This is a genomic window from Mycobacterium sp. E787 (assembly GCF_001668725.1).
GTDB lineage: Bacteria > Actinomycetota > Actinomycetes > Mycobacteriales > Mycobacteriaceae > Mycobacterium.
The window spans coordinates 1-26,582 of the sequence record NZ_LZKL01000057.1 but is presented as its reverse complement, the minus strand read 5'-3'; the positions used below and the strand labels follow the sequence as shown (position 1 = coordinate 26,582).

Sequence of the window (26,582 nt, the reverse complement as noted above, 5' to 3'; positions counted from 1 at the left end):
CCAACTCCGACGACGCCCGCGTTACGGCCGCGCCCTGACAGACCAGATCGAAAAGCTGACGTTTGACCGACCTCGCAATCGGATGACCACGCGGCATAGCAACCTCCAAAATCAGTGGATGTTGCGTTGACCGTATGAATCCGCGGGGTATTGATTCGGTTGTAGGCGTTGATCAACGCGATCAGCGTCGGCCAGTCGAGTGCCGTGTTCGGCGAGCTCCAGCGCCGCGCGCTCGGCGTCGGTAAAGATCTTGGCCTCTCGCCAGGCGGCAACAAGGTTGAGGCGCAATGGCGTTTCGACCGCATGTGCCGCGTCTTTGGTATGCATCTCGGTGCACAGGCTGCAGCCATTGATCTGGCTTGCGCGGATCTTCACCAAGTCCTATGTCGCGCGCGGCAGCGTCGAGTCGGATATGACCTTGCCGGCCGAGTTGATGTGCTTGGCGAACTTGGAGCCGATGGTGCTGTCGTAGAAACTCAGACGTGCGTCCACGGACGTCTCCTCTGTCGTTGTTCGGGTGATCGCTCTACCGGGTCGACACATGTGCAACGCGGAATGTGACCGCACCCGGTCGTCGGAGCCGAAGGCGACGAGTGGACCCGCATTTGAACCGTTCTCCGGGCAGGCTTCTTCGACTCCTCACTTAGACACGCCTAAAGGCGTGCCGCACACTTGTGCAATGGAGTTATGTGATCTCAGCGCCATCGCCCTGACCGCGGCGCCAGTTTCCCCGCCGTCCGCCTCCCGGTCGTCCCAGGCGCCGACGTATGAGTGGGTGGCATGAGCGCGCCCGCCGGCGGCCCTCAGCCGCGCGTACTGAACGGACTGTCGGACATCCGCGCGTTCTTCCATACGAACAAGACGCCGCTGTACTTCATCTCGCCTACCCCGTTCAACCTGCTCGGCGTCGACCGCTGGATACGAAACTTCTTCTACCTGACCTACTTCGACTCGTTCGAGGGCACGCATTCGCGCGTGTTCGTGCCCCGGCGACGCGACCGCCGTGATTTCGACTCCATGGACGAGGTGTGCAGCCACCTGCTGTCCGACCCCGAGACGCTCGAGTTCATCGCCGGTAAGGGTCCCGGCGGCAAGTGCTGCTTTGTGATGATGAACGAAGAAATCCAGGCCCTGGCCCGTTCGGCAGGTCTCGAGGTCATGCATCCGCCGATCGAGCTGCGCAATCGCCTGGGTTCCAAGATCGTGATGACGCGCCTGGCCGACGAGGCGGGCGTGCCCAGCGTGCCCAACACGATCGGACGGGCCGGCTCCTACGACGAATTGCTGGCGCTCGCACAAGACGCCGGCCTGGGAGATGACCTCGTCATCTCGATCGCCTACGGCAACGCCGGCAGCGGGACGTTCTTTGTGCACGGTCAACGCGACTGGGACCAGCACGCCGGTGACCTGCTAGGGCAGGACCTCAAGGTCATGAAGCGGATCCGCAACGTCGAGGTTTGCCTCGAGGGCGCCGTGACCCGCCACGGCACCGTCGTCGGCCCGGCGATGACGAGTCTCGTCGGTTATTCGGAGCTGACGCCGAGCCGGGGCAGCTGGTGTGGCAATGACATCTGGCACGAGGTGCTGCCGCCCGCCCAGACGCACGCCGCGCGAGAAATGGTGACAAAGCTGGGCGACGTCATGCGCCACGAGGGCTACCTCGGCTACTTCGAGGTGGACCTGCTGCACGACCTCGACTCCGACGAGCTCTACCTCGGCGAGGTGAATCCGCGGCTGTCCGGCGCCAGCCCGATGACGAACCTGACCACCGAGGCCTACGCCGACATGCCGCTGTTCCTCTTTCACCTGCTCGAGTACATGGACGTGGAGTACGAGCTCGACATCGACGAGATCAATGAGCGCTGGGAGCGCGGCTACGGCGAGGACGAGGTCTGGGGCCAGGTGATACTCACTGAGACGTCGCCGAATATCGAAATCTTCACCGCGACGCCACGCACCGGGGTATGGCGCATCGACGACGACGGTCGGGTCTCCTTTTCGCGGACCGCCAACGACTGGGCCACGCTGCTCGACGGGTCCGAGGCCTTTTACATGCGGGTCGCCGCGCCCGGCGACTTACGCTCCGAGGGCGCCCAACTCGGCGTGCTCGTCACCCGTTCGCACCTGCAGACCGACGACTATCAGCTCAGCGAGCGCTGCCAGCGCTGGATCAAGGGCATGAAGGCGAAATTCACCTCAACTCCCCTGACGCCGGCCGCGCCGATCGTCTCGCGACTCGTCGCGCGCGCGTGAGCGTCCCGGCCGGCATCTCCCTGGCCAACTGGCTGTCTTCGCCCTACGCGCGCTGGTCATTCCAGCACGTCGACGACATGGTGCCGACCGCGGCGATCTCGCGCGGAGGCGGGCCGCGCGCGGCGTTGCCCGCGGCCAGTGCTCCGATCGCCGGGATCCCGGTGACCAATACCAACGGGACGGCGACCACGGTCGGCGCGGTGATGGCCGCGACGGCCACCGACGGGTGGGCCGTCGCCCACCGCGGGTCGTTGGTCGCCGAGGAGTACCTCCACGGCATGGGACCCAACACCCGGCACCTGCTGTTCTCCGTGAGCAAGTCGCTGGTGGGCACCGTCGCCGGCGCGCTGCACGAATCGGGTGCGATCGAGCTGGACGCGCCGGTCACGAAATACGTTCCCGCCCTGGCGAAGTGCGGCTACGCCGGCGCGACGGTGCGCCACCTGCTGGACATGAGGTCGGGCATCGCCTTCACGGAAAACTACGATGACCCGGCCGCACAGATACACCTCCTCGACCAGGCGATGGGCTGGGCTCCCCGGAGCCGTCCGGACGCACCTGCCACGCTGCGCGAGTTCTTGCTGACATTGCGGCAGGAGTCGCCACACGGCGGCCCCTTCGCATATCGCTCGTGTGAAACCGACGTGCTCGGCTGGATCTGCGAAGTCGCCGGCGCCCAGCGGATGCCCGAGCTGATGTCGGAATTGCTGTGGAGCCGCATCGGCGCCCAGAGCGACGCCACCATCGGCGTCGACAGCGAAGGCACGGGGATGTTCAACGGCGGCATCAGCGCCTGCCTCACCGACATGATCCGGTTCGGGTCGCTGTTCTTGCGCGACGGCGCATCGCTGACCGGCCGGCAGGTGGTACCGACGGCTTGGATCGCCGACACCCTCGACGGCGGTCCCGATTCGCGTCAGGCCTTCGCCGCAAGCCCCGACGACACCGAATTGCCCGGCGGGATGTACCGCAACCAGATGTGGTTTCCCTACCCCGGCAGCAACGTTGTGTTGTGCCTGGGCATGTGCGGCCAGATGATCTACCTCAACCGTGCCGCGGAGATGGTCGCCGCCAAGGTGTCCACCCAGCCGCACTCTCAGGAGCCGCACATGCTGGACACGCTGCGCGCATTCGAGGCGGTGGCACACGAACTGGCCGGAATCGCCAGTTAGTGGGAGTCGGGCCGCCTTGTGACGCTGCGGTAGCGTGACGGCCGTGAAATCTCCCCGGGTGTTCTCCTCCGCCGCTTTCGTCGCCTGCGTCGCGGGCGGCATTCTGCCGCTCGCCGTATCCGGCACGGCGACCGCGGCAGGCTCCTGCCCCACCGCGGCACCACAGAACGGGGCGACGCCCGACTGGACGCTCGCCGGAACGACGGGCAGCGTCGCGGTCACCGGGTCCACGGATACGACGGCTCCACGCGTGAACGTCACGGCACCCTTCAGCGTGACCCAGACCCAGGTGCACACCCTGCGCCCCGGCGACGGACCGGTGGTTCCCGCGACCGCAAAGGTTTCCGTCTGCTACATGGGAGTCAACGGACGGGACGGCTCCGTGTTCGACAGCAGCTACGACAGGGGCGCCCCGGTGGACTTCCCCCTCACCGGAGTCGTGCCCGGGTTCCAAAAGGCCATCACGGGACAGAAGGTCGGGTCCACGGTCGCCGTCGCGATGACGTCCGCGGATGGCTACCCCGACGGTCAGCCCAGCGCCGGCATCCGGCCGGGCGACTCGCTCGTCTTCGCGATCAAGATCCTGAGCGCCTCGGGCTGACGCCCGTTCCGGTCGCCCGATGACTTTGGTGCCTGGCGCAGGTCTACACCGATGTCATCTCGGCCGTGCAATGGAGGCTCACATGTTCCAAGGCGCCAACCGCGACACTCTCTGGTCGGCGGTCCATGCCGAGCGCGCCGCGCTCGCAGAGGATCTCGCCGGCCTCGACGACGCGCAGTGGACGCAGGAATCATTGTGCGCGCGGTGGGTTGTCGAGGAGGTGGTCGCCCACCTGACGGCGGCCGCGAGCACCGGTCCCCTGCGCTGGCTCACCAGTGCCCTGGGCGCGCGGTTCGACTTCGACTTGCATAACGACCGCCGCCTGGCCGAACACCGAGGCGATAACCCTGCCGAGACGCTCGAGCGATTCCGGCGGGTCATCACCAGCACCACCGCGCCACTGGGACCGACCACCGCCTGGCTGGGTGAGGTGATAGTGCACGCCCAAGACATCCGGCGGCCACTCGGGGTCCTCCGCACACCTCCGGTGGACGTCGTCACACCGGTAGCGGAATTCTTTGCTCGTCGGGACTTCACGGTTGCCGGCCGCAGTGCGATCGATGGTCTGCGCTTGGAGGCGACGGACAGTTCCTTCGCGACCGGCACCGGACCGCTCGTCAGCGGTACCACTCTGGCGCTCACGATGGCGATGGCCGGGCGCGGCGCCTACTGCGACGATCTCGCGGGCCCCGGCGTCCCCACGCTGCGCGCCCGATGCTGCGCCCACTGAGCGGCGGTGCTGGCGCCGTCACAATCTTTGTCGGATGAACGCGGCGCGCTCCGGCTTGCCTCGCTGCATCCCTTGCGCTTCATGTCGCTGCCGCGCCCACCAGGCTCGCAACGCTTGGGCGTCAATCGGCGTGGTCGGGTCGTCAAAAGGCGATGGTGCGGTGTACATGGCGCCTTCGTTCTGCGGATTATAGACGAGTACGTTCACTATTGGCTATGAGCTTACTATGCATGGCGAAGGTACGCCAGCGTCTACTAAGCGATCTTGTGAAGGCCACCGCCGGGTTAGCTCGCCGGCGGTACCAGCGGCGGACGGCACACGTTGGCGCCCGGATCCCACCACCAGCCGTTGTCGCATGCCAGCGGTTGCGGCCCGACACCCAGTGGCCGGCATACATTGGCCGTCGGGTCCCACCACTGCCCCGGGTCGCATGCCAGGGGTTGCGGCCCGACACCGAGCGGTCGGCAGACCTTGCCCGTCGGGTCCCACCACTCGCCGTCCGCGCAGTCGGCCCTGCTCACCGCCGGCGTCGCGACGGTCACGGCGGCCATCGACGCCAGCGCGGCCAAGACAGCGAGAACGAGACGGCGGACGAACGTCCTCATTGCAAGCCTCCCCCCCTCGTGGCATATGGATCATCGAACCGAGCCCGGCCGGACAGGTCAAGAGGCCCGGCGCGGCTACCGTCGGGTCTGTGACGACTGAAACGGACCCCGCGGCCGACGAAGCCGAGATTCGACGGCGAATCGACGAGCTGGCGAGCGCGCTTCGGGCCCACGACCTTGACACGGTGATGTCGATCTACACGCCGGGCCCTGACCAGGCATTGGCAGTGCATGGCAGTCTCCGGGCTGGCCGTGGCAGCGGCCGCTGAGCTTCGATTCGGGTAGGGGTCGGTACGAAGCTCAAGGAGGGACAACCGTCATGGCACAGCTCGCGCTGCGGCAGGCCACCATCGAATACCAGGAATTCGGGCCGAAGGATTCGCCGCACGCGCCGGTGCTGTTCGTCCACGGCATCCTGGTCGACGGGCGACTGTGGCGCGACGTCGCCGAAGGCCTGGCGCGGCGCGGGTTCCGCTGCATCGTGCCGACCCTGCCGCTGGGCTCACACACCATCCCGGTCGACGACGCCGCCGTGCTGTCCCTGCCCGGGGTCGCCGAGCTGATCGACGACGCGATCGTCGCCCTCGACCTTTCCGATGTGACGCTGGTCGGTAGCGACACCGGGGGCGGGCTGTGCCAACTGGTGGTCGACGCCCACCCGGACCGGATCGGCCGCCTGCTGCTCACCAATTGCGACGCCTTCGACAAGTGCCCGCCCTTCCCCTTCGACGTCGTGTTCGGGCTGGCTCGCGGGCCCGCCTCGATCAAGGCGCTGATCCGACCACTGCGGTGGCGGACGCTGCGGCACTCGGTGCTGGGCTACGGCCTGCTCATCAAGCGGCCCGATCCGGAGCTCACCGCCGCCTGGCTGCAGCCCTGCCTTCACGACTCCCGCATCTGCCGCGACCTGGCGGCGTTGCTGCGACAGGTCGCCACTTTCGACCTCACCGACGTGGCCACCCGCCTTCCCCGTTTCACCAAGCCGGTCACGCTGGTGTGGGGCCAAGCGGACCGCTGCTTCACCCCCGGCCTGGGCCGGCGCCTGGCCAAGTTGTTCAGCAACGGGAAACTGATCGAGGTGCCCGACGCGAAAACCTTTGTCTCCCTTGATCACCCCGAGGCGGTGATCGACGCGATCGCGGCATTGAACGCCGTGAGGGCGTAGCACGCTCAACGGCTCACCCGGAACCGCTTGAGCCGCGACGTCGTTCCCGATACCAATTCGACGCTGCTTCTCGGCAAGCGCAGGTGTTCAGCCAGCACGCGGGTGACCGCGTCGTTGGCCTTGCCGTCGACCGCTCGCTCCCTGACGTAGATCGTCAGCTCGCCGTCGGGACCGACCTCGACGAGGGGTCCCTTGCGGCTGCCGGGCTTGACCCTGACGACCACGGAGTCGGTCATGGCGCGTAAGGCTACCGCCGGCCGGACGGTCGCACCGGTGAATTTCGCGCGCGCCGGGAGTCAGACCTGCTACGAAGAAATCGATCGCAAAGGTGGATCCCGTGAACGTGGACAAAGCAGCGCTGCCCCCCATTACCGACCACGCGACCTGGCGCGCCGCGCTCGACGAACTGCGCAAGCGTGAGAAGGCCGCCACCCGCGAGCTGGACGCGATCGCCGCGCAGCGCCGGCGCCTGCCGATGGTCGAGCTGCCCGACTACACGCTGATCGGCCCCGACGGGCCGGTAGCTCTGGCGGAGGTGTTCGCCGGCCGTTCGCAGCTCATCGTCTACCACCACATGTGGTCGGACGGCGCGGAGTGGCAGTGCGGTGGCTGCACGGGCTTCACGTCGCAATTCACCCGGTTGGAGTTCCTTGACAACTACGACGCCCGGTTCGTCATCGTCACCAACGGACCGATCGAGGAAGCCCTCGCCTACAAGCGCAAGGTCGGCAACCGGATGGAGTGGTACTCGTCCTCGGAGAGCACGTTCGGCGCGGACATGGACGCGCCGCCCGGTGGGGGCTTCGGGGTCAATGTGTTCCTGCGCGACGGCGACACCGTGTATCGCACGTGGCACACGAACGGGCGAGGCACCGAGCAGCTCGGCCACTCGTTCGGGCTGATCGACATCCTGCCGTGGGGCCGGCAGGAGGAATGGCTCGATTCCCCCGAAGGCTGGCCGTCACGCCCGACATACTCGGGGTGGCTCGACTCCCCCGCCATCGCCCGCGCCTACGGACCCAGGGACAACTCGTGACCGCCACCGCCGAACGTTACGTCGCCACCCGCACCATCGCCGCGACGCCGACGCAGATCTTCGCCGTCCTCGCGGACCCGTCGCACCACTGCAACACCGAACCCACCGACTGGGTCCGCGACGCGGTGGACGTCGCACCGATCACCGGCGCCGGGCAGATGTTCGCGATGAACATGTTCCTCACCCAGGCCGGTGGTGACTACGTTGTGTACAACCTGGTGAACGTGTACGAGCAGGACCGCGCGATCGGCTGGATGCCGGGCCAGCTCGATGACGCGGGCAACCACCGTCCCGGCGGCTGGTTCTGGCGCTACGACCTGGCCGCGGGCCGCGACCACACCAACGTGACTCTCACCTACGACTGGAGCGCCACGCCACAAGATATTCGCGAGCGGGTGGGCGCGATCCCTCCTTTCGGTCCGGATTACCTGGCCGAATCGCTGGCAAGCCTGGAGCGGTCGGTCACGCGCTGAATCCACTAGACAGTGAATGCGGCCCGTCAATTATTGGCTCCACCGTAAATACATCCGCGGCATCAGACTTGCATTCCAATTTGTCCATCCGAAGCATCCTTTGGGTCGAATAAATGCGTTCGTCTGAATCGTCGTGCGATCCGGATTAGTTTGGTAAATCTCGACGGCCCGGACGAGTTCGGAAGGCAAGCAATGCGGTGGTTGGCGGCGTGGTGGCGGCAACCCGACCACTTCGACTGGCTGACCGGTTACCTGCAAGCCCACGGGCTGAGCGCCAACACCCGCCGGGTCTTGGCAGGGGTCTCCGCGTCGCTGGCGCTGTGGCCGATCAACGTGCTGTGGGGGCAAACACCGTTCTACCCGCGTCTTGCCCTGACCGTCTCCGTGGTGGCCGGCGTGGCCGGGCTGGGCATGGCGGTGTTGTGGTTGTCCCGGTGGCCCACCCGGCGGCAATCGATTGCTTTCGCCATGATCGGCAGCGCGAGCGTGGCCGCCGGCTGCCTCTGGCAGACCCAGCCGATCGTCGCCCTGATGGCATGTTCGGCTTTAGCCGTTTCGGGTGGCTATGTCGCGTTCTTTCACACCGCGCGATATGTGGCTCTGAACTTGTCCCTTGCCGGCGCGGTCGCGGCGGTCGAAGTGGTGCGCCTGGTCGCCGCCGGCGAGGCGACACTGGCCCTCACCGGTTATTTTCTGGTGCTCGAACTCAACGTGATCGTGCCATTCGCCATCCACATTGTTGTCCGGGCGCTGGGCGTGGATTTATTGCGCGCCAATCGCGACCCACTGACCGGCCTGTTGAATCGGCGGGCCTGCGACCGCGCCATCATCGGGCGGATGCTTGCCGGCGGCGAGCACATGTTTTTGGCGGTGGCCATGATCGACCTCGACCGCTTCAAGGCGGTCAACGACAGCCAGGGGCACGCGGCCGGCGACAAGGCGCTCGCCGCGGTGGCCCGGGCGATGACGACGGTCTGCGGGGACACGTCGGTTATCGGCCGCGTCGGCGGGGAGGAGTTCCTCGTCGCAGATGTCGTGTCGACCCAACCGCCGCACGGGTGGGGTAACGCATTGTGCAAGGCAGTCGCGGCGCTCCCCGCTCCGGTGACGGCCAGCGTGGGAACCGCCACCCTGCCGTTGCGCAGCGTGGGTTGCGACGACGCCGAACGGGCGTATCGCGAGCTGGTTGCCGAAGCCGACGCCGCGATGTACGAAGCCAAGAGATGCGGCGGAAACCAGGCGCGGCATCACCGGTCTCGTACGACGGCATCAACGTCCTGAAGGTCAGTCAGCTGCTGCCGCGATCGGCGCGCCGTGTCGCTCGCCACGTTGACGATCTCCTTGAGCGTCGCGATCAGCCGGTCGGGCCTGTCCCGCAGCGCTCCCGCCGCGGCCCGCGCGATCATGGGAATGGTGAACAGCCGCGAAGGGCGAAATTCGTGGTTGAGCACGAGCAACAGCTTCATTGCCGCTGCGGGATCGGCGGCGACTTCCCGCATGAGGCGTGTGTTGAACGGCGTCGTCGGGCCGGGAGCACCGAAATCCTTTGCAAACCAGTACATTTCGTAAGCATCTTCGTCGCGCCACTGCCACCACCGCCGCATGGCGTCGTCGGGACCGGCTTTGCCCAGCCCGTCCTCGATGGAATCGGCCAAGCGCTCGGCCTGGCGGAGCGCATCGCTGATGCCTTGCCCCGGTGCCGGATCCTTGAAGTGTCCCGCGTCGCCGACGAGGACCCATCCGGGACCGGCGGCCTCTCGGAAATACCCGTGCCAGTTCGACACGACCCGGATCGGGCCGACGCGTCGCCCGTCGCCGATGACGTCGGCGAGTTCGGGCCAGCTCCGCAGGCCGGCAACGAAGTTGACGTCGCGATTGGCGTGGAACTCGGCCTGTTTGGCCATGTCGATGGCGATCGCGGCCATGTAGAGCTCACCGTCGGTGGGACCGGCGAGAAAGCCCACATCTCCGCGGCGGCCCAGTCGCGCGTGCCCCTCCCGGTCGCGCACATGCTCGAAATACGCCCAGGCGAACATCTTCCCCGGCGACGCGACATGGTATTCGCGGGCCCCGACGGCCGCGGCGACTGTCGAGTGGCGCCCGTCGGCGCCGACCACCAGCCGCCCCTCGATGGGACCGGCGGCCGTGTCGACTCCGGTAACGCGTCCGTCCTCGGTGTGAAGGCCTGTGACGCGCACGCCCGTGCGAACATCCGCACCCGCCGAGGCCGCGGCGTCGACCAGCAACGCGTCGAGCGTCACCCGCCGAACGCACAGGGACGGGTGGGTAAAACGTCCGGGATCGACGGTCGCGTGGATCCGAACCGCGTCATCGATCACCATCGTCATGCGATCCAGCGGCACCGCGCCGGCGGCCGACACCCCCTCGAGCACTCCGAGCCGATCGAGCAACTCGACGCCGGACGGCTGGATGATGTGCGTCGACGGGGTCTCCGACGGAAACCGGGCTCGGTCGACGAGGCAAACGCTCATGCCCCGCCGCGCCAGCGTCGCCGCCAGCGGCGACCCGGCGCACCTCGCACCTACAACGACGACATCGAATCGCTTCATACCGCTCCCGCAATCGTTCAGCAGTCCTGCCCGCGACCCTACCCGAATAATAAGAAAATAGTAAGAGGGATCTTAGATATCGTTCAGGTTGTGCCTGGCTACCCGCCCGCACGCGCGGCGGGACGCGCGGCCCGCGTCCAGCGAAACCCGTTTGATCGCAGGAGGATTCACCTCAACGCCGGTCTGACGGCGATGGGCAGGATGCGGGGCGGCAGGGCGCTCCGGGTCCCACGCCGCTTCTTAGAGAGTCCGCTTGATTTGCCATGATCAACCGCGACATCGCCGCGGCCCTGTTCATCAGCCCTAAGACGGTAGAGGTCAACCTGAGCCGCATCTACCGAAAACTCAACATCCGGTCGCGCGCCGAGCTGTACCAAGCGCTGCAAGCCCGGAAATCGGAAAACGATATGAGTAGGTGAACCCCTGATGAATGCAGTCGCCCACGGCAATAGCCTGGCAAGGGTGGCGATCGTCGACGGGGGAACAGAATCGTTCCTTGTCGAGCGGTACGGCCCGGTACAACGCGCAGTTCCTTACCGGGGGGCGCCGGCGGCTCGTTGTTCGGCGAAGACGGGCTGGCGGGTCAGCCGTAGCCCCAGAATGGGTCAGGCCTGCGGGCCCTCCGACGGCGGCCAGTGCGAACCCGGCGACGCATCCCCGGGCTCGGCGTGCTCGCCGCGGGCCAGCGGCACCCACTGCTCGGTCGGCGCGGGCTGCTTCGACGACGGGAAGTCCCGCAGATTGCCCGACGGCTTGGCGTCCCACTTGGCGAACGTCAACGGAGTCTGCAGCCAGCAGTGCAACAGGTTGTAGGCGGCCTCCAGCGACTCGATGTGGGTCCGTTCCCAGCCGTGGCTGCCGTCGACCCCGAAGCCGACCAGCGCGGCCCTGGTCTCCGCGCCCGCCTCGATCGCTGCGGCGGCGTCGGAGCGGTAGTAGCGGAACACGTCCCGCACGAAAGGAATGTCGTGCTCCTCGGCGAGCCGGCAGAGCTTGCGGGTCAGGTGGTAGTCGAAGGGGCCGTGCATGTCGGCCATCGGGATGGTCACGCCGTCCTCCACGGAATGCTGGCCGGGTGCGCACACCGCGTTGTCCACCGAGACCAGTTCCGCGACATCCGCGGGCAGGCCGTGGCTGGCGCCGTGACCCACCTCCTCGGTGATCGTGATCATGATCGTGGTGCGGTGCGGCAGCACCACCTTGTTCTCCGAGATGTTCTTGGCGAGCGTGAGTGCGATTGCGACACCGGCCTTTCCGTCGAGGTGACGGGAGACGATGAAGCCGTCGGCGGTGAGTTCGGGGCTGGCGATCAGCGCGACGAAGTCACCGACGTTCAGGCCGAGGCGCACCAGGTCCTCCCGCGACGACACCTTGCGGTCGACGCGGACCTCGACGTGTTTCCAGTCGGTGGGTTGGGTGTCGATCTCGTCGCCGAACGCGTGCCCGCTGGACTTGAGCGGCAAGACGGTGCCGGTGATGAACTCGTCGGGGTCGTCGCTGAAGATCCGCACCCGGGCGCCCGTGGCGAACCGGGCCGAGAAGGTGCCGACCGGAATCAGCTCCAGGCGGCCGTTGTCCTTGAGGCTGCGCACCATGCAGCCGATGGTGTCCGCGTGAACGGCCAGCGCCCGGTCGGTGGTCGCGGACTCCCCCGGCAGTTCGGCGGTCAGCGCACCCCGGCGGGTCAGGGTGAACGGCACGCCAAAGTCGTCGAAGATGTCGCCGATCAGCTGCATCACCGCATCCGTGCGCCCCGAGGGGCTCGGGGTCTGCAGCAGCGCGAGCAGAGTGTCGATCATCCACGCGCGGTCGGCCTCAGCCATGGCCGCGGTTTGGTGCACCGTGTCTCCTTTCGGGTTCGTCGGGATTCGCGTTCAACCTACCGGGTGACGGGACTTGACCGCCCGGCAGGCGCATGGCGACCAATCACCTTTTTCTTCTTCATTGCAGCCGATCCAAGTTAGGCTCCTCGATGTCCGGCTTACATCGCGCATGAGGAGCCCGCTATGAAAGTGGATGCGGAAGGACACCAGGAGGAAGACGTCCGCCGGCTGCGGCAGTTCGATGCGTTCGACAAGTTCTCGGATGATGAGCTGCACCGTCTCGTCGGAGCGGCGCACCGCATTGCGCGGTCCAAGCCGTGGCCGCTCATTTTGGAGCAGACTCCGTCGGACGCCTGCTACATCATGCTCAGCGGGGAGGCCGGGGTGTACGTCGGCCAGGACCGCATTGCCGTGTTGGGCCCGGGCGAGGTGATCGGCGAATCCGTGCTCCGCCGGGGGCAACTCCGTTCCGCGACGGTGACGACGACCGGGCCGTCGGAGGTGCTTCGCATCGAACGCGACGAGCTTGCCCGCCTGCTCGAGGAGATGCCCGTCCTGCGCGAGACGATGGACGCGACCGTCGCCCGACATGAGCCGGTGGTCCGTGCGCAGGGTAAGCCAAAACCAGAGCGCTGCAAGGTAAATGCGTCGGTCCCGGCCGACCTGGTCGAGCGGTTCGAGGAGGCCGCCACCACCGCGGGTATGAGTGTCACCACGGCACTCGAGGACGCGCTCACGCAGTGGATCGCCGCCCGCTAGGACGCGTATTCCCTCTGCGAGATGAGTTCGGCGAGCGCGAGGATGCGCTGGGCGTCGCGCACGTGCAGGCTTTCGATCATCCGGCCGTCAACGGTGATGACGCTGTTCCCCGCGGCCTCGGCCTGCTCGTAGGCCGAGACGATCTTGCGGGCGTCGGCCAGCTCCTGTTGCGACGGGCCGAACAGCTCGTTGGCCGGGGCGATCTGGGATGGATGAATGAGGGTCTTGCCGTCGAACCCCAGCTCGCGACCTTGCCGCGCCTCGGCACGAAAGCCGCCCTCGTCGGTGATGTCGTTGAAAACCCCGTCCAGTACGGTCTTTCCGGCCGCCCTCGCGCCCAACACGGCCAACGACAAGGCCGTCAGCACCGGCGCGCGTCCGGGTACGTGCAGACCGTGTAGCTCGTTCACGAGGTCGTTGGTGCCCACCACCAACGCGGCCAACCGATCGCTGGCCGACGCGACCTCCTCCGCTCTCAGGAAGGCGCGGGGCGTTTCGATCATCACCCACAGCCTCATGGCCGCGGGCGCGCCGAGCTCGTCGAGCACCGCGGCCAGCGCTTGGACCTGCCGGCCCGTCTCGACCTTCGGCACGAGCACACCATCGGCCGGCGAGCCGGCCACCGCGGCCAAATCATCGTCGTGCCAGTCGGTGTCCAGGCCGTTGACGCGCACCACGACCTCGCGCGGGTGGTAGCTCTTCCCCTTGATCGCGTCGCACACCCTGGCCCGCGAGTCGGCCTTGGCGCCGGGTCCCACGGCATCTTCCAGGTCGAAGATCAACACGTCGGCCTGCAGCGTCTTGCCCTTCTCCAGCGCCCGGGAGTTGTTGCCGGGCAAGTAAAGGGCAGATCTGCGCGGGCGCAGCGCCGCCGACTCGCGGTGTTCAACGTCCACGCGGCAAGGTTATGCGGTGCCGGCGGGCGCGGCCCAGCCGGAGTGCCGGCGGGCGGAGGCCCGGCTAGAAAATCAGCGGCGGCAGGTTCCCGAACAGCGGAATGACGCCGAACTGCGTCCCCTGGAAGAAGAACTCCAAACCCAAGGTGGTCAACGACCCTCCGGTTATTCCGCCCGGCAACGCTCCGTTCACCGACAGTGCCGCGTAACCAATCGGCGTGAGTCCACCGAGGGATGCCCCGAACACGCCGTTGGGTGAGATGAACTCGCTCCCGGTGGCCGAGAACCATGTGACGGGACCGAGTGCGGTATTAGCGGTGCCGGTACCGTTCACCGCCAACCCGACGCCGCCGGTCGCGGGAAAGGACGGGATGCCGTTCAGCGACAACGACCCCAGCTGTCCCAACGGACCGTTCAGCGTGACGAGCTCACTTACGCCTCCCGGGGTCGCGCTTATCGCGAACTGGAACGGACCGAAGCTCTGGGTGATCGTTTGCGCCGCGACGGCGGCGGCCGCACCCCCGCTCGGCTGGCCGGGGCCGATCAACGGGTGGCCCAGCAGCGCCTCCGCTGGCGTATTCAACGCATTCACCAACGTTTGCTCGGCATTGGCGACTTCGGTACTCAGGTATTGCGCGGCGCCGCCGCTCAAGAGCTTCACAAACTCGTCGTGAAAGACCGCCGCCTTGGCGCTGATGGCCTGGAATTCTTGACCGTGGACACCTAAAAGCGCCGTGATGGCCGACGAGACTTCATCGGCGGCCGGCGCGGCTATTGCGGTTGTTTGACCCGCCGCCATGCTGGTGGCGCTGCGCAGCGCGGATCCCAGGTTCTCCAAGTTGCCACTGGCCGCCGATACGGCGTCCGGCGCGATGCTCAGCAATGACATGATTCCGCCCTCCCTCGAACAGTCCGCTCACGAAACGCCTCGACATTTGGCGATCGGCGAATCGTAACAGTCGGGGATGGATTACCGGGCCGAATCGCTATCAATCGTTCTCGGGTTAATGGTAAACGTGGCAATACTAGAAGTTTGCTGCGACCTGCTTTTTCGGCCACTGGGGCGGGAGTTTTGCGACAACCGATCACTGCCGGTCGTGTAGGGAGTCGATCGCCCGGTAGATACGCTGCTCGCTGACCGGCCGCGGGGTGCCGAGCTGCTGGGCCCACAGGCTCACCCGCAGCTCCTCGATCTGCCGGCCGATGTCGCGGACATCGGCGGCTGCCGCACGTGCGGGCGGCAGCGCGCGCAGGAGTCCGTCGTAGGCGTCCTGCACCGCGCGCACCCGCCGCATCCGCCCGCGGTCGGCGTCGATCCCGTGCGGCAACCGGTCGAGGCGCCGGCGAATCGCCGTCAGGTACCGCGCGAGGTCTGCGAGGTGCGCGCGTCCGGTGGCGGTGACGAATCCGGGCGGCAACAGCCGCTCCAGCTGGGACCGGACGTCGGCGACCGCGTCGGCCTGGGCCGGTGGCGGTTGCGCCGGCAATGCGAGTTGCGCTTCGTGCCCGGCCGACAGCACCTTTTCGACGCGGGCCACCACGTCGACGGTCGTCGGCAGCAGGGCCTCCGCCACCCGATCGCGCAGCGCGCCGAACTCGTCGCGCGTCCACACCGGCCGGGCCATTAGCGCGTCAACCGCGGCGTCGGCGCAGTCGTCGAGCAACGCGGACAGGGAGCCGTCCGGGTTCGAACCGAGCGCCAGGCGCGTCCTCGGATCCAGTTGGCGCTCCACCGGTTTGACGGGCGACGCCACGCTCAGCCGCAGCAGGCGTCGTGTGCCGGGCCCGATCGCCTCGTCCTGCTCGACCGACGTGGCGAACACGCGCAGGTCCACCGCCGCGCCGGCGTCGACGAACGCGGGAAAGCCGCGCACGATGCGGCCCTCGACGGTTCGCTCGACGGAGCGCGGCAGTTCGTCCAGGTCGTCGGGCCAGCCGCGCAACCCCTGTCGTTCCAGCCGGCCGGCGACCGCGCGCACGACGGCATGCCGGGCGGGCGCGGCCAGCCGCTCCTGCAGATCCTGCAGGTCCTTGCCGCGGGCGACCTCGACGCCGTCCGCGGACTCGACCGCAAACGTCACCCGCAGGTGCGCGGGCAGCTTGTCCAGATCGAAGGCGTCGATCGGTACGAAAACACCGCTGCGACGGCGCAACTCGCGCTGCAACGCCGGCAGCAGCGGCTCGCCGCTCGGGTCGATCCCGGCCAGCACCGCGCGGGCGGCGTCCGGGGCGGGAACGAAGTTGCGCCGCAGGTCTTTTGGCAGCGAGCGGATGAGCGCGGTGATCAGGTCCTCGCGCAGCGCCGGCACCTGCCAGGCGAACTCGTCGCCACCCAATCGCGCCAGCACGTCCATCGGAATATGGACGGTGACACCGTCGTCGGCGGCGCCGGGCTCAAACCGGTAGGTCAATGGCAGCGCGACATCGCCCGACTGCCAGCTGTCGGGTCGGTCGGCGTCGGCGGTCTCCCCGGCGCGCAGCAGGTCGTCGCGGCTGAACGTCAGCAGGTCAGGTGTCTTGTGCCGCTGCTTTTTCCACCACGCGTCGAAGTGCCGCGCCGAGACAACCTCGGCCGGGATGCGCGCGTCGTAGAGCGCGTACACCTCGTCGTCGCCGACGAGCAGGTCGCGGCGGCGCGCCCGCTCCTCCAGTTCCTCGAGCTCGGCCCGCAGCCGCGCGTTGTCGCGGAAGAAGTGATGGCGGGTCTGCCAGTCGCCCTCGACCAGCGCGTGCCGGATGAACAGCTCCCGCGCGACCGCGGGCTCGACGCGCGCGTACCCGACGCGACGGCGCGCGACCAGCGGCAGGCCGTACAGCGTCACCCGCTCGAAAGCCATCACCTCCCCGCGGCGTGCGTCCCAGTGCGGTTCGCTGTAGGTGCGCTGCACCAGGTCACCGGCCACGCGCTCCACCAGCTCGGGCTGAATGCGCGCCGCGGTCCGCCCATAGAGGCGACTGGTCTCGACGAGCTCGGCCACCACGACCCAGCGCGGCGGCCGTTTGGCGAGCACCGAGCCGGGCGCCAGGACGAATCGCGAATTGCGCGCGCCCTGGTACTCGCGCCCGTCCTCGCGGCGCATGCCTACGTGTGACAGCAAGCCGGCGAGCAGCGCCGCGTGCACGCTCGCCGCGTCGGCCGGCTCGTCAGACTCAACAATGCCCAGATCGCGGGCGATGCTGCGCAGCTGCCCGACCAGATCCTGCCACTCGCGGATGCGCAGGTAGTGCAGGAACTCGTCGCGGCACATCCGCCGAAAAGCGTTGCGCGACAATGTGGCTCGCTGCTCGCGCAGGTAGGCCCAGAGGTTGAGGTAGGAAACGAAGTCGGACGCGTCGTCGGCGAAGCGGGCATGCTTCTGGCGGGCGGCCTCCTCCCGGTCGGTGGGCCGCTCCCGCGGGTCGGGGATCGTCAGCGCCGCGGCCAGCACCAGCATCTCGCGCACGCAGCCCTCGGCGTCGGCCTGCAGGATCATCCGGCCCAGCCGCGGGTCGACGGGCAGCCGCGCCAGGCGGCGGCCGAGGTCGGTGATCGCGCCGCCCGCGTCGAACGCCCCGAGCTCCTGCAGCAGCTGAACGCCGTCGCGAACGCTGCGCCGGTCCGGCGGGTCGAGGAACGGGAAATCCTCGATATCGCCGAGCCGCAGCGCCGCCATCTGCAGGATCACCGCGGCGAGGTTGGTCCGCAGGATCTCCGGGTCGGTGTAGCGCGGTCGGCCGGCGAAGTCCTCCTCGGAGTACAGGCGGATGCACACGCCTGGCGCGGTCCGGCCCGAGCGTCCGGCCCGCTGCGCCGCCGAGGCCTGCGAGATCGGCTCGATAGGCAACCGTTGCACCTTCAACCGGCGGCTGTACCGCGAGATCCGGGCATTGCCCGGGTCGACGACGTAGCGGATCCCCGGCACGGTCAGCGAGGTCTCGGCCACGTTGGTCGCCAGCACGACGCGCCGCCCGGTGTGCGGCGCGAACACCTTCTGCTGCTCGGCGGTGGGCAGCCGGGCGTACAGCGGAAGCACCTCGGTGTGCTTCAACCCGCCCAAAGCCTCTGCGGTGTCGCGGATTTCGCGCTCGCCGGACAGGAACACCAGGATGTCCCCCGGCGGCTCGGCCTCCAGCTCATGGATCGCGTCGACGATCGCCTCGATCTCGTCGCGGATCTCGGTCCGGACGATCTCGTGGTCGGGGTCGTCGGGGTCATCCGTGACGTCCGACGACACCGGGACTTCCAGCGGCCGGTACCGGATCTCCACCGGATACGTCCGCCCGGAAACCTCGACGATCGGCGCCCGGCCGAAGTGTGCCGCGAACCGTTGCGGCTCGATGGTCGCCGAGGTGACGATCACCTTCAAGTCCGGCCGGCGCGGCAACAGCTCGCGCAGGTAGCCCAGCAGGAAGTCGATGTTCAGGCTGCGCTCGTGGGCCTCGTCGAGGATCAGGGTGTCGTAGCGCAGCAGGCGGCGGTCGCGCTGGATCTCGGCGAGCAGGATGCCGTCGGTCATCAGCTTGATCAGGGTGCGGTCGCTGACCCGGTCGGTGAACCGGACGGTGTAGCCGACGGCCTCGCCGAGCGGGGTCTGCAGTTCGTCGGCGATGCGCTGGGCGACGGTGCGGGCGGCCAGCCGCCGGGGCTGGGTGTGCCCGATCGTTCCGCGGACGCCGCGGCCCGCTTCGAGGCAGATCTTGGGCAGCTGGGTGGTCTTGCCCGACCCGGTCTCGCCCGCGACCACGATGACCTGGTGCCCGCTGATCGCCGCGGCGATGTCGTCTCGCCGCGCGCTGACCGGCAGGTCGGGATAGCTGACAGCCGGGACGGCGGCGTGCCGGGCGGCGACGAGCGCCTCCGCCTCCGCGATCTGGCCGGCGAGTTGTCGAAGCTTTTCCGGTGGGGCGTCGCGGAGGTGCTTCAGGCGCCGCCCGAGGCGTGCCGCGTCGCGGGTGGTCAGGCCGTCGAGGCGATGGCGCAGATCTCCGACGGACACTCCGGCCAGGATAGGTGGCTAATCGGCGTAAGGAGTGGGAACCCTGGGTGGGAGCAGGGAGGAGGAGCTCATGCAGCGACAGGAAATCCGGTCACTCGCCGACCTCGCCGGCGAAGGCACCCGGGTGCTCACGAGCCTGGTGCGCGACACGCACGACGGCATCGCGCGCCGGGTCTTCCACTCCATCGGCCCGGTGTCGAAACCCGTACAGGTCGTTCACGACACGACCGCCGCGGCCACCTACTACGCCGTCGACCGTGCGCTGCGGGCCGCGTTGCGCAGTGCCGGTGAACTGGCCGCCGAGGCGCGCGGCGACGACGACGACGAAACCGTCGAGGCGGACCCGAGAGTCGCCGGTTTCATCGCCGCGCTCAACGGGATCTACGGCGATGAGCTGACCGACCGCGGGAACGGCTTCGCGCTCACCATGGGGGTGCGCCGGCGCGGCAAGCCCGTCGCGCTGGAGGCCGACGAGATCGCGGCGGCGTTTCCGGAGCCCACCGGCCGGATCGCGGTGTTCGTGCACGGCTGGTGCATGACCGAACGGTCGTGGTGGCGGCGGCCGCGCGACGGCGAGGAGGTGACGCCGTACGGCGCCAGGCTGCGCGGCGACCTCGGGTTCACCCCGGTCTACCTGCGCTACAACACCGGCCTGCACATCTCCGACAACGGGAAATCCCTGGCCGCCGTGATCGAGCGGCTGCGGGCGCTGTGGCCGGTCCCGGTCGAGGAGATCGCGCTGGTCGGTCACTCGATGGGCGGCCTGGTGGCGCGCAGCGCGTGCCACTACGGAACGCACCACCGGCACGGCTGGCCCGACGCCGTCCGCCACGTCGTCTGCCTCGGTTCCCCGCACCTGGGCGCCGACCTGGAGAAGGGCGTCAACGCCGCGTCCTGGGCGCTGGCCCGGCTGCCCGAAACCGCGGGCCTGGCGGCCTTCCTCAACGCACGCAGTTCGGGCACCAAGGACCTGCGGTATGGCGCCCTGCTCGACGAGGACTGGACCGACTGCGACCCGGACGAGTTCCTGCGCGACCGGTGCAACGAGGTCCCGTTCCTGCCCGGCGCCGCCCACCATTTCGTCGCCACCACCGCCGCCCCGGGGGCGGTCGGGGCCGTTCTCGGCGACCGGCTGGTGCGCCACCACAGCGCATCCGGGAACGGCAAGTCCCGCCAGATTCCGTTCGAGCCGGACCACGGGCTCACGCTCACCGGCCTGCACCACTTCGACCTGCTCAACCACGCCGAGATCTACGCGAAACTGCGCGACTGGCTGAGTCAGCCGCCCAGGAAGTCCATTGGCTAGCTCTTGTTTTCCCGCCATTCCCGCTCGAACGGCAACCGCCAGGCGTTGGGCGCGATCAACTGGTGAATCGCGTTGGGACCCCACGTGCCGGGCTGATACACCTTGGCGGCGGGCGGGTCGTTGAGCAGATCCTCCGAACGCTCCCACAATGATTCGATGCCCTCGGCGGTGTTGAACAGCGTGTGGTCGCCGCGCATCGCGTCGAGGATGAGCCGCTCGTAGGCCTCCAGCACATCGACGACGGTGTCGATCTCCTGCGAGGAGAACTGCATGGACAGCTTGTCCAGCTTCATGCCGGGACCGGGCCGCTTGCCGTAGAAGGACAGCGAGACCTTCGAGTTGTCGGCGAGGTCGAACGTGAGATGGTCCGGGCCTTGGGTCCCCACGCCCGACCCCGGCGGAAACATCGTCCGCGGAGCCTCTTTGAAGGCGATCGAGATGATGCGGATGCCCTCGGCCATCTTCTTGCCGGTGCGCAGATAGATCGGCACGCCCGCCCAGCGCCAGTTGTCGATGCCGACCTTGAGCGCGATGAACGTCTCGGTGTCGGAGTCCTTCGCCACCCCGTTCTCGTCGCGGTAGCCGCTGTACTGGCCGCGCACCACCTCGGTGGGCTTGATGGGGAGCATCGACCGGAACACCTTGTTCTTTTCCTCGCTGATGGCGAACGGCTCGAGCGCGGTCGGCGGCTCCATCACCACGAACGCCATCACCTGGAACAGGTGGGTCACCACCATGTCCTTATAGGCGCCGGTTTCTTCGTAGAAGTTCGCCCGCTGATCCAGCCCGAGGGCCTCGGGGATGTCGATCTGAATGTGGTCGATGAAGTTGCGGTTCCAGATCGGCTCGAAGAGCCCGTTGGCGAAGCGGAACGCCAGGATGTTCTGGGCGGCCTCTTTGCCCAGGAAGTGGTCGATGCGGAAAATCTGTGATTCGTCGAATGTTTCGTGCACGAAGTCGTTGAGCGCGACGGCGCTGGCCAGGTCCGTGCCGAACGGTTTTTCCATGACCACTCGGGAGCGCTCGACGAGCTTCGCGTCGCGCAGCATGGTGATGACGGCGCGCGCGGCTTTCGGGGGGACCGAAAGATAGTGCAACCGCTTGACGTTGCGGTCCAGTTTGTTTTCGGCCTCGGCGACCGCGTCGGCCAGCGAATCGGGTCCGGCACTTTGCGGAACGTAAGTGATGATTTTCGCGAAGTTGTCCCACTGCTCGGGCGTGAGCTTGTGCGCGCCGAACGAGTCGATCGCGTTCTTGGCCAGCTCACGGAACTCGTCGTCGGTGAGTTCCTCGAGCGACGTCGCGACGATTTGGATATCCGGGGCAAGCTCGGACTGGTCCAGGTAGGCCAGGCCGGGGATCAGCTTGCGCTTGGCCAGATCCCCCGTCGCGCCGAACAGGACGATGACGTGGGGATCGAGCGGTTCGGCGTCGTGGCGGCGCGGGCGTTTTTCCGGCGCCGGGTACGAGATCGTTTGCGGTTTCTTGGTAGCCACCCTTGCGATACTTCCATCGTCGCGCCGTGTGTGCAGCCCTGCGTCGCGTCGGTAATTCCGGATGAGGTTACGAATCGCGCGTCGGGGTATGGAATAGCGACGGGTACCGTGGCCCGACCGTGAACGTCAATGGAAAGCGACATGACAGACCCCGACAGAGACCCAGTGAGTCACGCTCAGCACCTGGAGGACATCGTCGACGAACTCGGCGAGAAGGTCGCCAACGAGCGGGAAGCGGAAGATGTTGCCGGCAAGCCCAGCGAGCGGGAACACGCCCCCACCCGCGGCTCGATGGAGGAGCCGCCGGACTAGCCTGCCCGTCGGCTCATCGACCGCGCCAGGCGAGCATCCTCTCCAGCTCGGAGAAGTCGTAGCCGTCGCCATCCGGGTGGATCTCGGTGGTGAACAGGGTGACGCCCTCGTCGACGAAGGAGTCGGCGGTCTTCGCGTCGGTCCAGCCCATCCCCCGTTCGATCGCGGCCTCATCGCGCCCGGCCTCCGCCGCGAGGCGTTTGAGCAGTTCGTTCTTGCGACGGAATTCGTCGATGGGTTCGAAGCTGTGCCAGATGTCGGCGTGGCGCGCCGCGGTCGGAATCGTCCGCCGCTCCCCACCGCCGCCGATGAGGATCGGGATGCGTCGCACCGGGCCCGGCGTCAGGTGAGCGAGCCGATGTTCGATGCGCGCGAGGCCTTCGTCGAATTGGTCCATCCTCGACCGCACGCTGCCGTAGTCGTAGCCGTAGACCGTGAAGTCCTTCCAATACCAGCCCGCCCCGAGGCCGAGGATCAGCCGGCCCCCGCTGATGTGGTCGACCGTGCGGGCCATGTCCGCGACGAGGTCGGGGTTGCGGTACGGCATGCCGGTGACGAGCAGACCGATCTCGGCGCGCGTGGTGATCTCGCCCCAGGAAGCCAGCGCCGTCCACCCTTCGAAGTTGTTGACCTCCGGCTGTTCATCGTGCAGCTGCGGGACACCGCCGACGATGTCGACGAAGGGCTTGTGAAAGTGGTCGTAGCCGAAGATGGCGTCGGCGCCGAGCTCTTCGGCGTCCAGCACCGCCTGCCGCCAGGTGCGGTAGTCCGGCGTCCCCCCGGGCCACAACTGGACGCCGATCCGCACGTGGTGGGGCCTGGTGTCGCTGGCTGAGTCGGTCATCTTTGCCTCTCGTCCTGGTGTCGACGCCGATCTTGGCCGTCGGGCCGGGCGCTTGCACTAAAAACTGAGCGAATGCGCAGTTCCTTCCCGCCGGCGTGAGGTGTCCACGCTGGTCGATGAGCTCCGCGGTTTTTCAGCGGCCCGACGCTGAGGGATCGTAGAACCGTGGATCAGCCCCTGCGCGCCGAGTTGAGCCGGGTCGTGGGTGATGGCGGTCCGGGCGCCGATGATGCCGCGATCGCTCTGGGCGACGGGCCGCTGAGGCAACGACTGAAATGTGCGCTGCGCGCGTTGGCTCACCATCGCGGACCGGGCAGCAGCACCTGCCCGTCGGATGCCGCGCGGGCCGTCGGGGGTCAGGGATGGCGCGAATTGATGGCCGACACCCGAGAGGTCGCGCGGGAGCTGGCGAGATCTGGTCAGTTGGAGATCACACAGCGCGGGAAAGTGCTGGATCCCGACGGCAACTGGCACGGACCCGTCCGCATCCGGACTCCGCGCTGACCGGGCCGGCGCCGGCATGTCCGCTAGGCGGCGGCTGGCGGCCCGACCCACGTCGTGAGGGCGTCGGCAAGTCCGACCTGGGTCCGCTCCCCCACCCAGGCGACGTATCCGTCGGGCCGGATCAGCACGGCGGTTGGCGCGGTCACCGTGCCCAGCGCCGGGAGATCCCAGGCCCCAAGGTATTTGGCGTCAACCGATTTGACCCGACCCTCGCGGGCGCCGAGATCGCAAGCCTGCTCGCCGAGATTGAGCAGCACGGGTCGCGCGTCGCGCAGCAGGGTGAACACCCGCGTCGCGCCGTCGGGGGTGACCACCTCCAGGTCGGGCATGCGGCGCCCCAGCAGTGGGTGCCCCTCGCCCAGGTCGTAGTGGATGTCCAGGCCCGACATCATCGCACCGAATCGCCGCCGCGGCTCGTCCATGCCGAGGAGCTCGGACATGCTGTCGCGCAACGCCGTCAGGCGTTCGTCGGGACGGAGGAGGCTCATCTGCGCCATCGCGTTGCGCAGCACGCGAGCCCCGACCGGGTGCCGTTCGGCGTGGTAGCTGTCGAGCAACCCGTCGGGCGAGGTTCCCTTGACCACCTGGCCCAGCTTCCACCCAAGATTCACCGCATCCTGTACACCGGTGTTGAGGCCCTGCCCGCCTATCGGGTGATGCACGTGGGCGGCGTCGCCGGCCACCAGGACCCGCCCCGCGCGATATGCCGCCGCCTGCCGCGCCGCGTCGGTGAACCGCGAGATCCAAGTGGGGCTGTGTATCCCGTAGTCGGTCCCGTATACGGCGACGAGCGCCTCGCTCAGCTCGCGGAGGGTCGGATCGCCGGTGCCGCCCACCGTCCGCTCGGTCACCATGACCCGCACCGGCCCCCCGTCCTCCGGCCTGCTGAGCGAATGGACGCCGAGGCCGTCGTGCCGGATGCCCCATTCCGGCTCGCCGTCGCCCGCCATCTCGACCTCGGCGAGCAGGTAGCTCGTCGTCGGATCCCATCCCGGGAAGTCGATGCCGACGGCCTTACGGACCGCGCTGCGTCCGCCGTCGCACCCGACTACGTACCGGGCGCGCAGGAACCGGCCGTCGGACAGCGCCACGTCGACGCCGGTGTCGTCCTGGGCGACGGAGGTCACCTCGCATCCGCGATAGATCGGCACCGCAAGCTCGTCGACCCAACCGGCCAGGATCCGCTCGATGTGGGTCTGCCAGAGCGCGAGCCCGTAGGGGTGCCGGGTGGGAAAGTCGCTGATGTCCAGTCGAATCTGGGCGTACCCCGCGACCTGCGCCACCTGACCCTCGGCGAGGAACCGGTCGGCAATACCGCGCTGATCGAGGACCTCGATGGTGCGCGAATGCAATCCGCCCGCCCGTGCGCCGATCAACTCCTGGCTGGCGCGGCGCTCGACAATGGCGGCGTCGACCCCCGCCAGCGCCAACTCGCCGGCCAACATCAACCCGGTCGGGCCTCCCCCGGCAATCACCACCGCGTGGCTTTCCTCCACCGCTGACAACGCACTCATTTCGCAACCCCCGATTCGCTCCGATTCCGCTTCGACCAGCGATTTTGCGGCATGACCCCGGTCTTGCCGCAAGCCCCCGGGTGCGTAATATGTTGAAGTGGGACGGATTAAAACCGTCCCCTCCTTTTGCGGACATCGCTCGACCCATCCATTACGGTTCAGATAATCGAGGGCGCGCTCCCATATCGGCGATGAAACAATTGGCAGCGCCTCCGCATAGCCGCAGCTGATCAGAGAGAGACGGGATGGGTCTTCGCCTCGCAGGCCCTTTCGGCCGTCGGGTCACTGGCCGACAGCAATTGCGGCTGCGCGCCGATTCGGGAAGCGGCTTTTACGGCAAACACCAGGTCCGGCTGCTCCGGATCTACCTGAGCGCCACCACTTTTCTCTACGCATACGGCGTCTTGTTCTCGCTTTTCCCGATCCACCGGGGCCTGACGTACGGCAGTCCGGCCGGGGGCATCGTGGCGATCGCCCTCGGGGTGGCGGCGCTGGGGTGGCTGGGCGTCCGGCCTGACAAACCCGCGCCGGCGACGGCCGCCGCGATCGCGGCGACGCCGATCGTGATGGCGTTCCACATCGCGATCACCGCCGAATTCGCCTGCCTGATCGCGCCGATGTTCCTGGCGATGTACCTGCGCGCCTTCTACTCGCCACGCCGGGGGACGCTTCTGGTCGGCGTGCTGGCCGTGGCGTCGATTGTCGGCTTGGCGGTCTCGCATACGGCCAGGTTTTATCTCGACTACGTCATCTTCGTGGTCGCGATCGTCGGGGCCGCCGAGTCCTTCGGGTTGGTGACGCGCAGTCTGGTCGCCGCCGCTTGCACCGATCCGCTCACCGGCCTGCTGAACCGGGCCGGCTGGGAGATCGCCACCACCGACCTGCTGGCGCGAGCCCGTTCGTCGGCGGCCACCGTCACCGTCATCGCGCTCGACATCGACAACTTCAAAAGGATCAACGACACCGACGGACACGTCGCCGGGGACGAGCACTTGGTCAGCCGCGCCAGCGTGTGGCGAAAAGTGGCTCCGGCCAACGCCGTGCTGGCCAGGCTCGGCGGCGACGAATTCGCCGTGTGCATCGCGGAGCGCGCGGGCCGGGCGCCGACGGCGGCCGAGCGGTTCATCGCCGGGGTGCGGCTGCACACACCCGGCACCAGCGTCGGCGCGGCATCGGCGCCGGGTGAAAGCGCCGACGTCGCCCAGCTGTACGCGGTCGCGGACGACCGTCTCTACGCCGCCAAGCAGAAGAGATCTCCGGAGGCCCGGGATCCCGATCTGCGCCGCGCGCTGTAGAGCCGACGCGGCTCGAAACGGTAGTGCGAGCGAGTTTGGTTGTGCCGCAATCTGTTTGGGCTTTGATGCGGTGCCGTTCGCGAATCTAGTTGGTCGATGGTGGTGGTTGGGGTTGGAAGGGGTCGTACCACCACCAGTCGGCGCGTTCGCCGAGGGGTCCGGGGTAGGGCGCCACGGTGGGTGGACCCACAGGCGCCCGGCATCGACGCCTGCGGGCAGGCCATCAAGCTCATGGAGCTGACGCTCGCTACC

24 protein-coding genes and 4 pseudogenes are annotated in these 26,582 nt (G+C 67.9%); 16 read left to right on the top strand and 12 right to left on the bottom strand.

What is annotated here, in order from left to right; genetic code table 11:
• Window positions 1-183: 183 nt before the first annotated feature.
• Window positions 184-492 (bottom strand): annotated as a pseudogene (locus tag A5705_RS12800) (carboxymuconolactone decarboxylase family protein); the annotation flags it as partial.
• Window positions 493-780: 288 nt separating this feature from the next.
• On the opposite strand from A5705_RS12800, the gene A5705_RS12795 reads away from it, so the two are divergent.
• The 4 genes from A5705_RS12795 (at window position 781) to A5705_RS12780 (ending at window position 4,756) form a co-directional block, all read left to right on the top strand.
• The gene (locus A5705_RS12795) at window positions 781-2,253 is read left to right on the top strand and encodes a biotin carboxylase (protein WP_068277843.1); all 1,473 of its coding nucleotides are present in this window, start codon (window positions 781-783) and stop codon (window positions 2,251-2,253) included.
• On the top strand, window positions 2,250-3,425 hold the full coding sequence (locus A5705_RS12790) for a serine hydrolase domain-containing protein (protein ID WP_068277840.1): 1,176 nt from the start codon (window positions 2,250-2,252) through the stop codon (window positions 3,423-3,425). The genes A5705_RS12795 and A5705_RS12790 overlap by 4 nt, the downstream gene beginning before the upstream one ends.
• A gap of 43 nt (window positions 3,426-3,468) precedes the next feature.
• Window positions 3,469-4,026 (top strand): FKBP-type peptidyl-prolyl cis-trans isomerase, encoded by a 558-nt coding sequence (locus tag A5705_RS12785; RefSeq protein ID WP_067872882.1) that lies wholly within the window; start codon window positions 3,469-3,471, stop codon window positions 4,024-4,026.
• An 82-nt stretch (window positions 4,027-4,108) separates the two neighbouring features.
• On the top strand, window positions 4,109-4,756 hold the full coding sequence (locus A5705_RS12780; protein ID WP_068277855.1) for a maleylpyruvate isomerase family mycothiol-dependent enzyme: 648 nt from the start codon (window positions 4,109-4,111) through the stop codon (window positions 4,754-4,756).
• Between the two features lie 284 nt (window positions 4,757-5,040).
• On the opposite strand, the gene A5705_RS12775 is transcribed toward A5705_RS12780, so the two are convergent.
• A complete protein-coding gene (locus A5705_RS12775) occupies window positions 5,041-5,361 on the bottom strand; it encodes a hypothetical protein (RefSeq protein ID WP_068277837.1) in 321 nt (106 codons plus the stop codon).
• A gap of 89 nt (window positions 5,362-5,450) precedes the next feature.
• On the opposite strand from A5705_RS12775, the gene A5705_RS27795 reads away from it, so the two are divergent.
• Window positions 5,451-5,630, top strand: a complete 180-nt coding sequence (locus A5705_RS27795) for a hypothetical protein (RefSeq protein ID WP_156763108.1) — start codon at window positions 5,451-5,453, stop codon at window positions 5,628-5,630.
• Between the two features lie 50 nt (window positions 5,631-5,680).
• Complete coding sequence (locus A5705_RS12770; RefSeq protein WP_068277835.1) at window positions 5,681-6,526, top strand: alpha/beta fold hydrolase; 846 nt, start codon at window positions 5,681-5,683, stop codon at window positions 6,524-6,526.
• Window positions 6,527-6,531: 5 nt separating this feature from the next.
• Here A5705_RS12770 and A5705_RS12765 read toward each other — a convergent pair whose 3' ends face one another.
• Window positions 6,532-6,762, bottom strand: a complete 231-nt coding sequence (locus A5705_RS12765; RefSeq protein ID WP_067872501.1) for a DUF167 domain-containing protein — start codon at window positions 6,760-6,762, stop codon at window positions 6,532-6,534.
• Between the two features lie 131 nt (window positions 6,763-6,893).
• On the opposite strand from A5705_RS12765, the gene A5705_RS12760 reads away from it, so the two are divergent.
• From A5705_RS12760 to A5705_RS12750, 3 genes are all read left to right on the top strand, one after another.
• Window positions 6,894-7,562: a DUF899 family protein gene (locus tag A5705_RS12760; protein ID WP_068277852.1), complete on the top strand. Its 669-nt coding sequence runs from the start codon at window positions 6,894-6,896 to the stop codon at window positions 7,560-7,562.
• Window positions 7,559-8,035 carry an ATPase gene (locus A5705_RS12755; protein WP_068277828.1) on the top strand — a complete coding sequence of 159 codons (477 nt, stop codon included), beginning with the start codon at window positions 7,559-7,561 and terminating at the stop codon, window positions 8,033-8,035. Before A5705_RS12760 ends, A5705_RS12755 begins: the two co-directional genes overlap by 4 nt.
• 192 nt (window positions 8,036-8,227) lie before the next feature.
• Entirely contained in the window at window positions 8,228-9,316 is a 1,089-nt protein-coding gene (locus A5705_RS12750) for a diguanylate cyclase (RefSeq protein WP_067872495.1), read from the top strand.
• Here A5705_RS12750 and A5705_RS12745 read toward each other — a convergent pair.
• Complete coding sequence (locus tag A5705_RS12745) at window positions 9,283-10,605, bottom strand: NAD(P)/FAD-dependent oxidoreductase (protein WP_068277826.1); 1,323 nt, start codon at window positions 10,603-10,605, stop codon at window positions 9,283-9,285. The genes A5705_RS12750 and A5705_RS12745 overlap by 34 nt on opposite strands.
• Window positions 10,606-10,868: 263 nt before the next feature.
• Here A5705_RS12745 and A5705_RS27175 point away from each other — a divergent pair.
• Window positions 10,869-11,024, top strand: a pseudogene (locus A5705_RS27175) (helix-turn-helix transcriptional regulator); the annotation flags it as partial.
• Between the two features lie 186 nt (window positions 11,025-11,210).
• Here the strand turns inward: A5705_RS27175 and A5705_RS12740 are convergent.
• Complete coding sequence (locus A5705_RS12740) at window positions 11,211-12,446, bottom strand: osmoprotectant NAGGN system M42 family peptidase (protein ID WP_067872488.1); 1,236 nt, start codon at window positions 12,444-12,446, stop codon at window positions 11,211-11,213.
• A 165-nt stretch (window positions 12,447-12,611) separates the two neighbouring features.
• Here A5705_RS12740 and A5705_RS12735 point away from each other — a divergent pair, with 165 nt between their 5' ends.
• The gene (locus A5705_RS12735; protein WP_067872484.1) at window positions 12,612-13,187 is read left to right on the top strand and encodes a cyclic nucleotide-binding domain-containing protein; all 576 of its coding nucleotides are present in this window, start codon (window positions 12,612-12,614) and stop codon (window positions 13,185-13,187) included.
• On the opposite strand, the gene A5705_RS12730 is transcribed toward A5705_RS12735, so the two are convergent.
• The 3 genes from A5705_RS12730 to hrpA all read right to left on the bottom strand — a co-directional run bounded on the left by A5705_RS12730 (window position 13,184) and on the right by hrpA (window position 19,068).
• Window positions 13,184-14,083: a CoA ester lyase gene (locus A5705_RS12730; protein ID WP_231982419.1), complete on the bottom strand. Its 900-nt coding sequence runs from the start codon at window positions 14,081-14,083 to the stop codon at window positions 13,184-13,186. The genes A5705_RS12735 and A5705_RS12730 overlap by 4 nt on opposite strands.
• 64 nt (window positions 14,084-14,147) lie before the next feature.
• The gene (locus A5705_RS12725; protein ID WP_197521262.1) at window positions 14,148-14,966 is read right to left on the bottom strand and encodes a PE family protein; all 819 of its coding nucleotides are present in this window, start codon (window positions 14,964-14,966) and stop codon (window positions 14,148-14,150) included.
• Between the two features lie 202 nt (window positions 14,967-15,168).
• A complete protein-coding gene (gene hrpA, locus A5705_RS12720; protein ID WP_068277823.1) occupies window positions 15,169-19,068 on the bottom strand; it encodes an ATP-dependent RNA helicase HrpA in 3,900 nt (1,299 codons plus the stop codon).
• A gap of 61 nt (window positions 19,069-19,129) precedes the next feature.
• On the opposite strand from hrpA, the gene A5705_RS12715 reads away from it, so the two are divergent.
• Window positions 19,130-20,365 (top strand): triacylglycerol lipase, encoded by a 1,236-nt coding sequence (locus A5705_RS12715; protein WP_068277846.1) that lies wholly within the window; start codon window positions 19,130-19,132, stop codon window positions 20,363-20,365.
• On the opposite strand, the gene zwf is transcribed toward A5705_RS12715, so the two are convergent.
• On the bottom strand, window positions 20,362-21,861 hold the full coding sequence (zwf, locus tag A5705_RS12710) for a glucose-6-phosphate dehydrogenase (protein ID WP_068277821.1): 1,500 nt from the start codon (window positions 21,859-21,861) through the stop codon (window positions 20,362-20,364). The genes A5705_RS12715 and zwf overlap by 4 nt on opposite strands.
• Before the next feature lie 129 nt (window positions 21,862-21,990).
• On the opposite strand from zwf, the gene A5705_RS12705 reads away from it, so the two are divergent.
• On the top strand, window positions 21,991-22,173 hold the full coding sequence (locus A5705_RS12705; protein WP_067872471.1) for a hypothetical protein: 183 nt from the start codon (window positions 21,991-21,993) through the stop codon (window positions 22,171-22,173).
• A gap of 13 nt (window positions 22,174-22,186) precedes the next feature.
• Here A5705_RS12705 and A5705_RS12700 read toward each other — a convergent pair whose 3' ends face one another.
• Window positions 22,187-23,017 carry an LLM class F420-dependent oxidoreductase gene (locus A5705_RS12700; protein WP_067872468.1) on the bottom strand — a complete coding sequence of 277 codons (831 nt, stop codon included), beginning with the start codon at window positions 23,015-23,017 and terminating at the stop codon, window positions 22,187-22,189.
• A gap of 165 nt (window positions 23,018-23,182) precedes the next feature.
• Between A5705_RS12700 and A5705_RS12695 the strand changes: the two genes are divergently transcribed.
• Window positions 23,183-23,521, top strand: a complete 339-nt coding sequence (locus A5705_RS12695) for a DUF3253 domain-containing protein (protein ID WP_156738215.1) — start codon at window positions 23,183-23,185, stop codon at window positions 23,519-23,521.
• A 23-nt stretch (window positions 23,522-23,544) separates the two neighbouring features.
• Here the strand turns inward: A5705_RS12695 and A5705_RS12690 are convergent, their stop codons facing one another.
• Window positions 23,545-25,035 (bottom strand): FAD-dependent monooxygenase, encoded by a 1,491-nt coding sequence (locus tag A5705_RS12690; RefSeq protein WP_068277818.1) that lies wholly within the window; start codon window positions 25,033-25,035, stop codon window positions 23,545-23,547.
• Window positions 25,036-25,334: 299 nt separating this feature from the next.
• Between A5705_RS12690 and A5705_RS12685 the strand changes: the two genes are divergently transcribed.
• On the top strand, window positions 25,335-26,330 hold the full coding sequence (locus tag A5705_RS12685) for a GGDEF domain-containing protein (RefSeq protein ID WP_068277815.1): 996 nt from the start codon (window positions 25,335-25,337) through the stop codon (window positions 26,328-26,330).
• A gap of 85 nt (window positions 26,331-26,415) precedes the next feature.
• Here A5705_RS12685 and A5705_RS28505 read toward each other — a convergent pair.
• Window positions 26,416-26,514 (bottom strand): annotated as a pseudogene (locus A5705_RS28505) (hypothetical protein); the annotation flags it as partial.
• Between A5705_RS28505 and A5705_RS27790 the strand changes: the two are divergent.
• A pseudogene (locus A5705_RS27790) lies at window positions 26,508-26,582 on the top strand (DUF3558 domain-containing protein); the annotation flags it as partial. The pseudogenes A5705_RS28505 and A5705_RS27790 sit on opposite strands and share 7 nt — an antisense overlap.

Bases quoted from the DNA above. Each gene is read 5' to 3' on its own strand.
- A5705_RS12795 (WP_068277843.1), top strand. From the start codon at position 781: ATGAGCGCGCCCGCCGGCGGCCCTCAGCCGCGCGTACTGAACGGACTG.
- A5705_RS12780 (WP_068277855.1), top strand. From the start codon at position 4,109: ATGTTCCAAGGCGCCAACCGCGACACTCTCTGGTCGGCGGTCCATGCC.
- A5705_RS12775 (WP_068277837.1), bottom strand. From the start codon at position 5,361: ATGAGGACGTTCGTCCGCCGTCTCGTTCTCGCTGTCTTGGCCGCGCTG.
- A5705_RS12770 (WP_068277835.1), top strand. From the start codon at position 5,681: ATGGCACAGCTCGCGCTGCGGCAGGCCACCATCGAATACCAGGAATTC.
- A5705_RS12765 (WP_067872501.1), bottom strand. From the start codon at position 6,762: ATGACCGACTCCGTGGTCGTCAGGGTCAAGCCCGGCAGCCGCAAGGGA.
- A5705_RS12750 (WP_067872495.1), top strand. From the start codon at position 8,228: ATGCGGTGGTTGGCGGCGTGGTGGCGGCAACCCGACCACTTCGACTGG.
- A5705_RS12745 (WP_068277826.1), bottom strand. From the start codon at position 10,605: ATGAAGCGATTCGATGTCGTCGTTGTAGGTGCGAGGTGCGCCGGGTCG.
- A5705_RS12735 (WP_067872484.1), top strand. From the start codon at position 12,612: ATGAAAGTGGATGCGGAAGGACACCAGGAGGAAGACGTCCGCCGGCTG.
- A5705_RS12715 (WP_068277846.1), top strand. From the start codon at position 19,130: ATGCAGCGACAGGAAATCCGGTCACTCGCCGACCTCGCCGGCGAAGGC.
- A5705_RS12705 (WP_067872471.1), top strand. From the start codon at position 21,991: ATGGAAAGCGACATGACAGACCCCGACAGAGACCCAGTGAGTCACGCT.
- A5705_RS12700 (WP_067872468.1), bottom strand. From the start codon at position 23,017: ATGACCGACTCAGCCAGCGACACCAGGCCCCACCACGTGCGGATCGGC.
- A5705_RS12690 (WP_068277818.1), bottom strand. From the start codon at position 25,035: ATGAGTGCGTTGTCAGCGGTGGAGGAAAGCCACGCGGTGGTGATTGCC.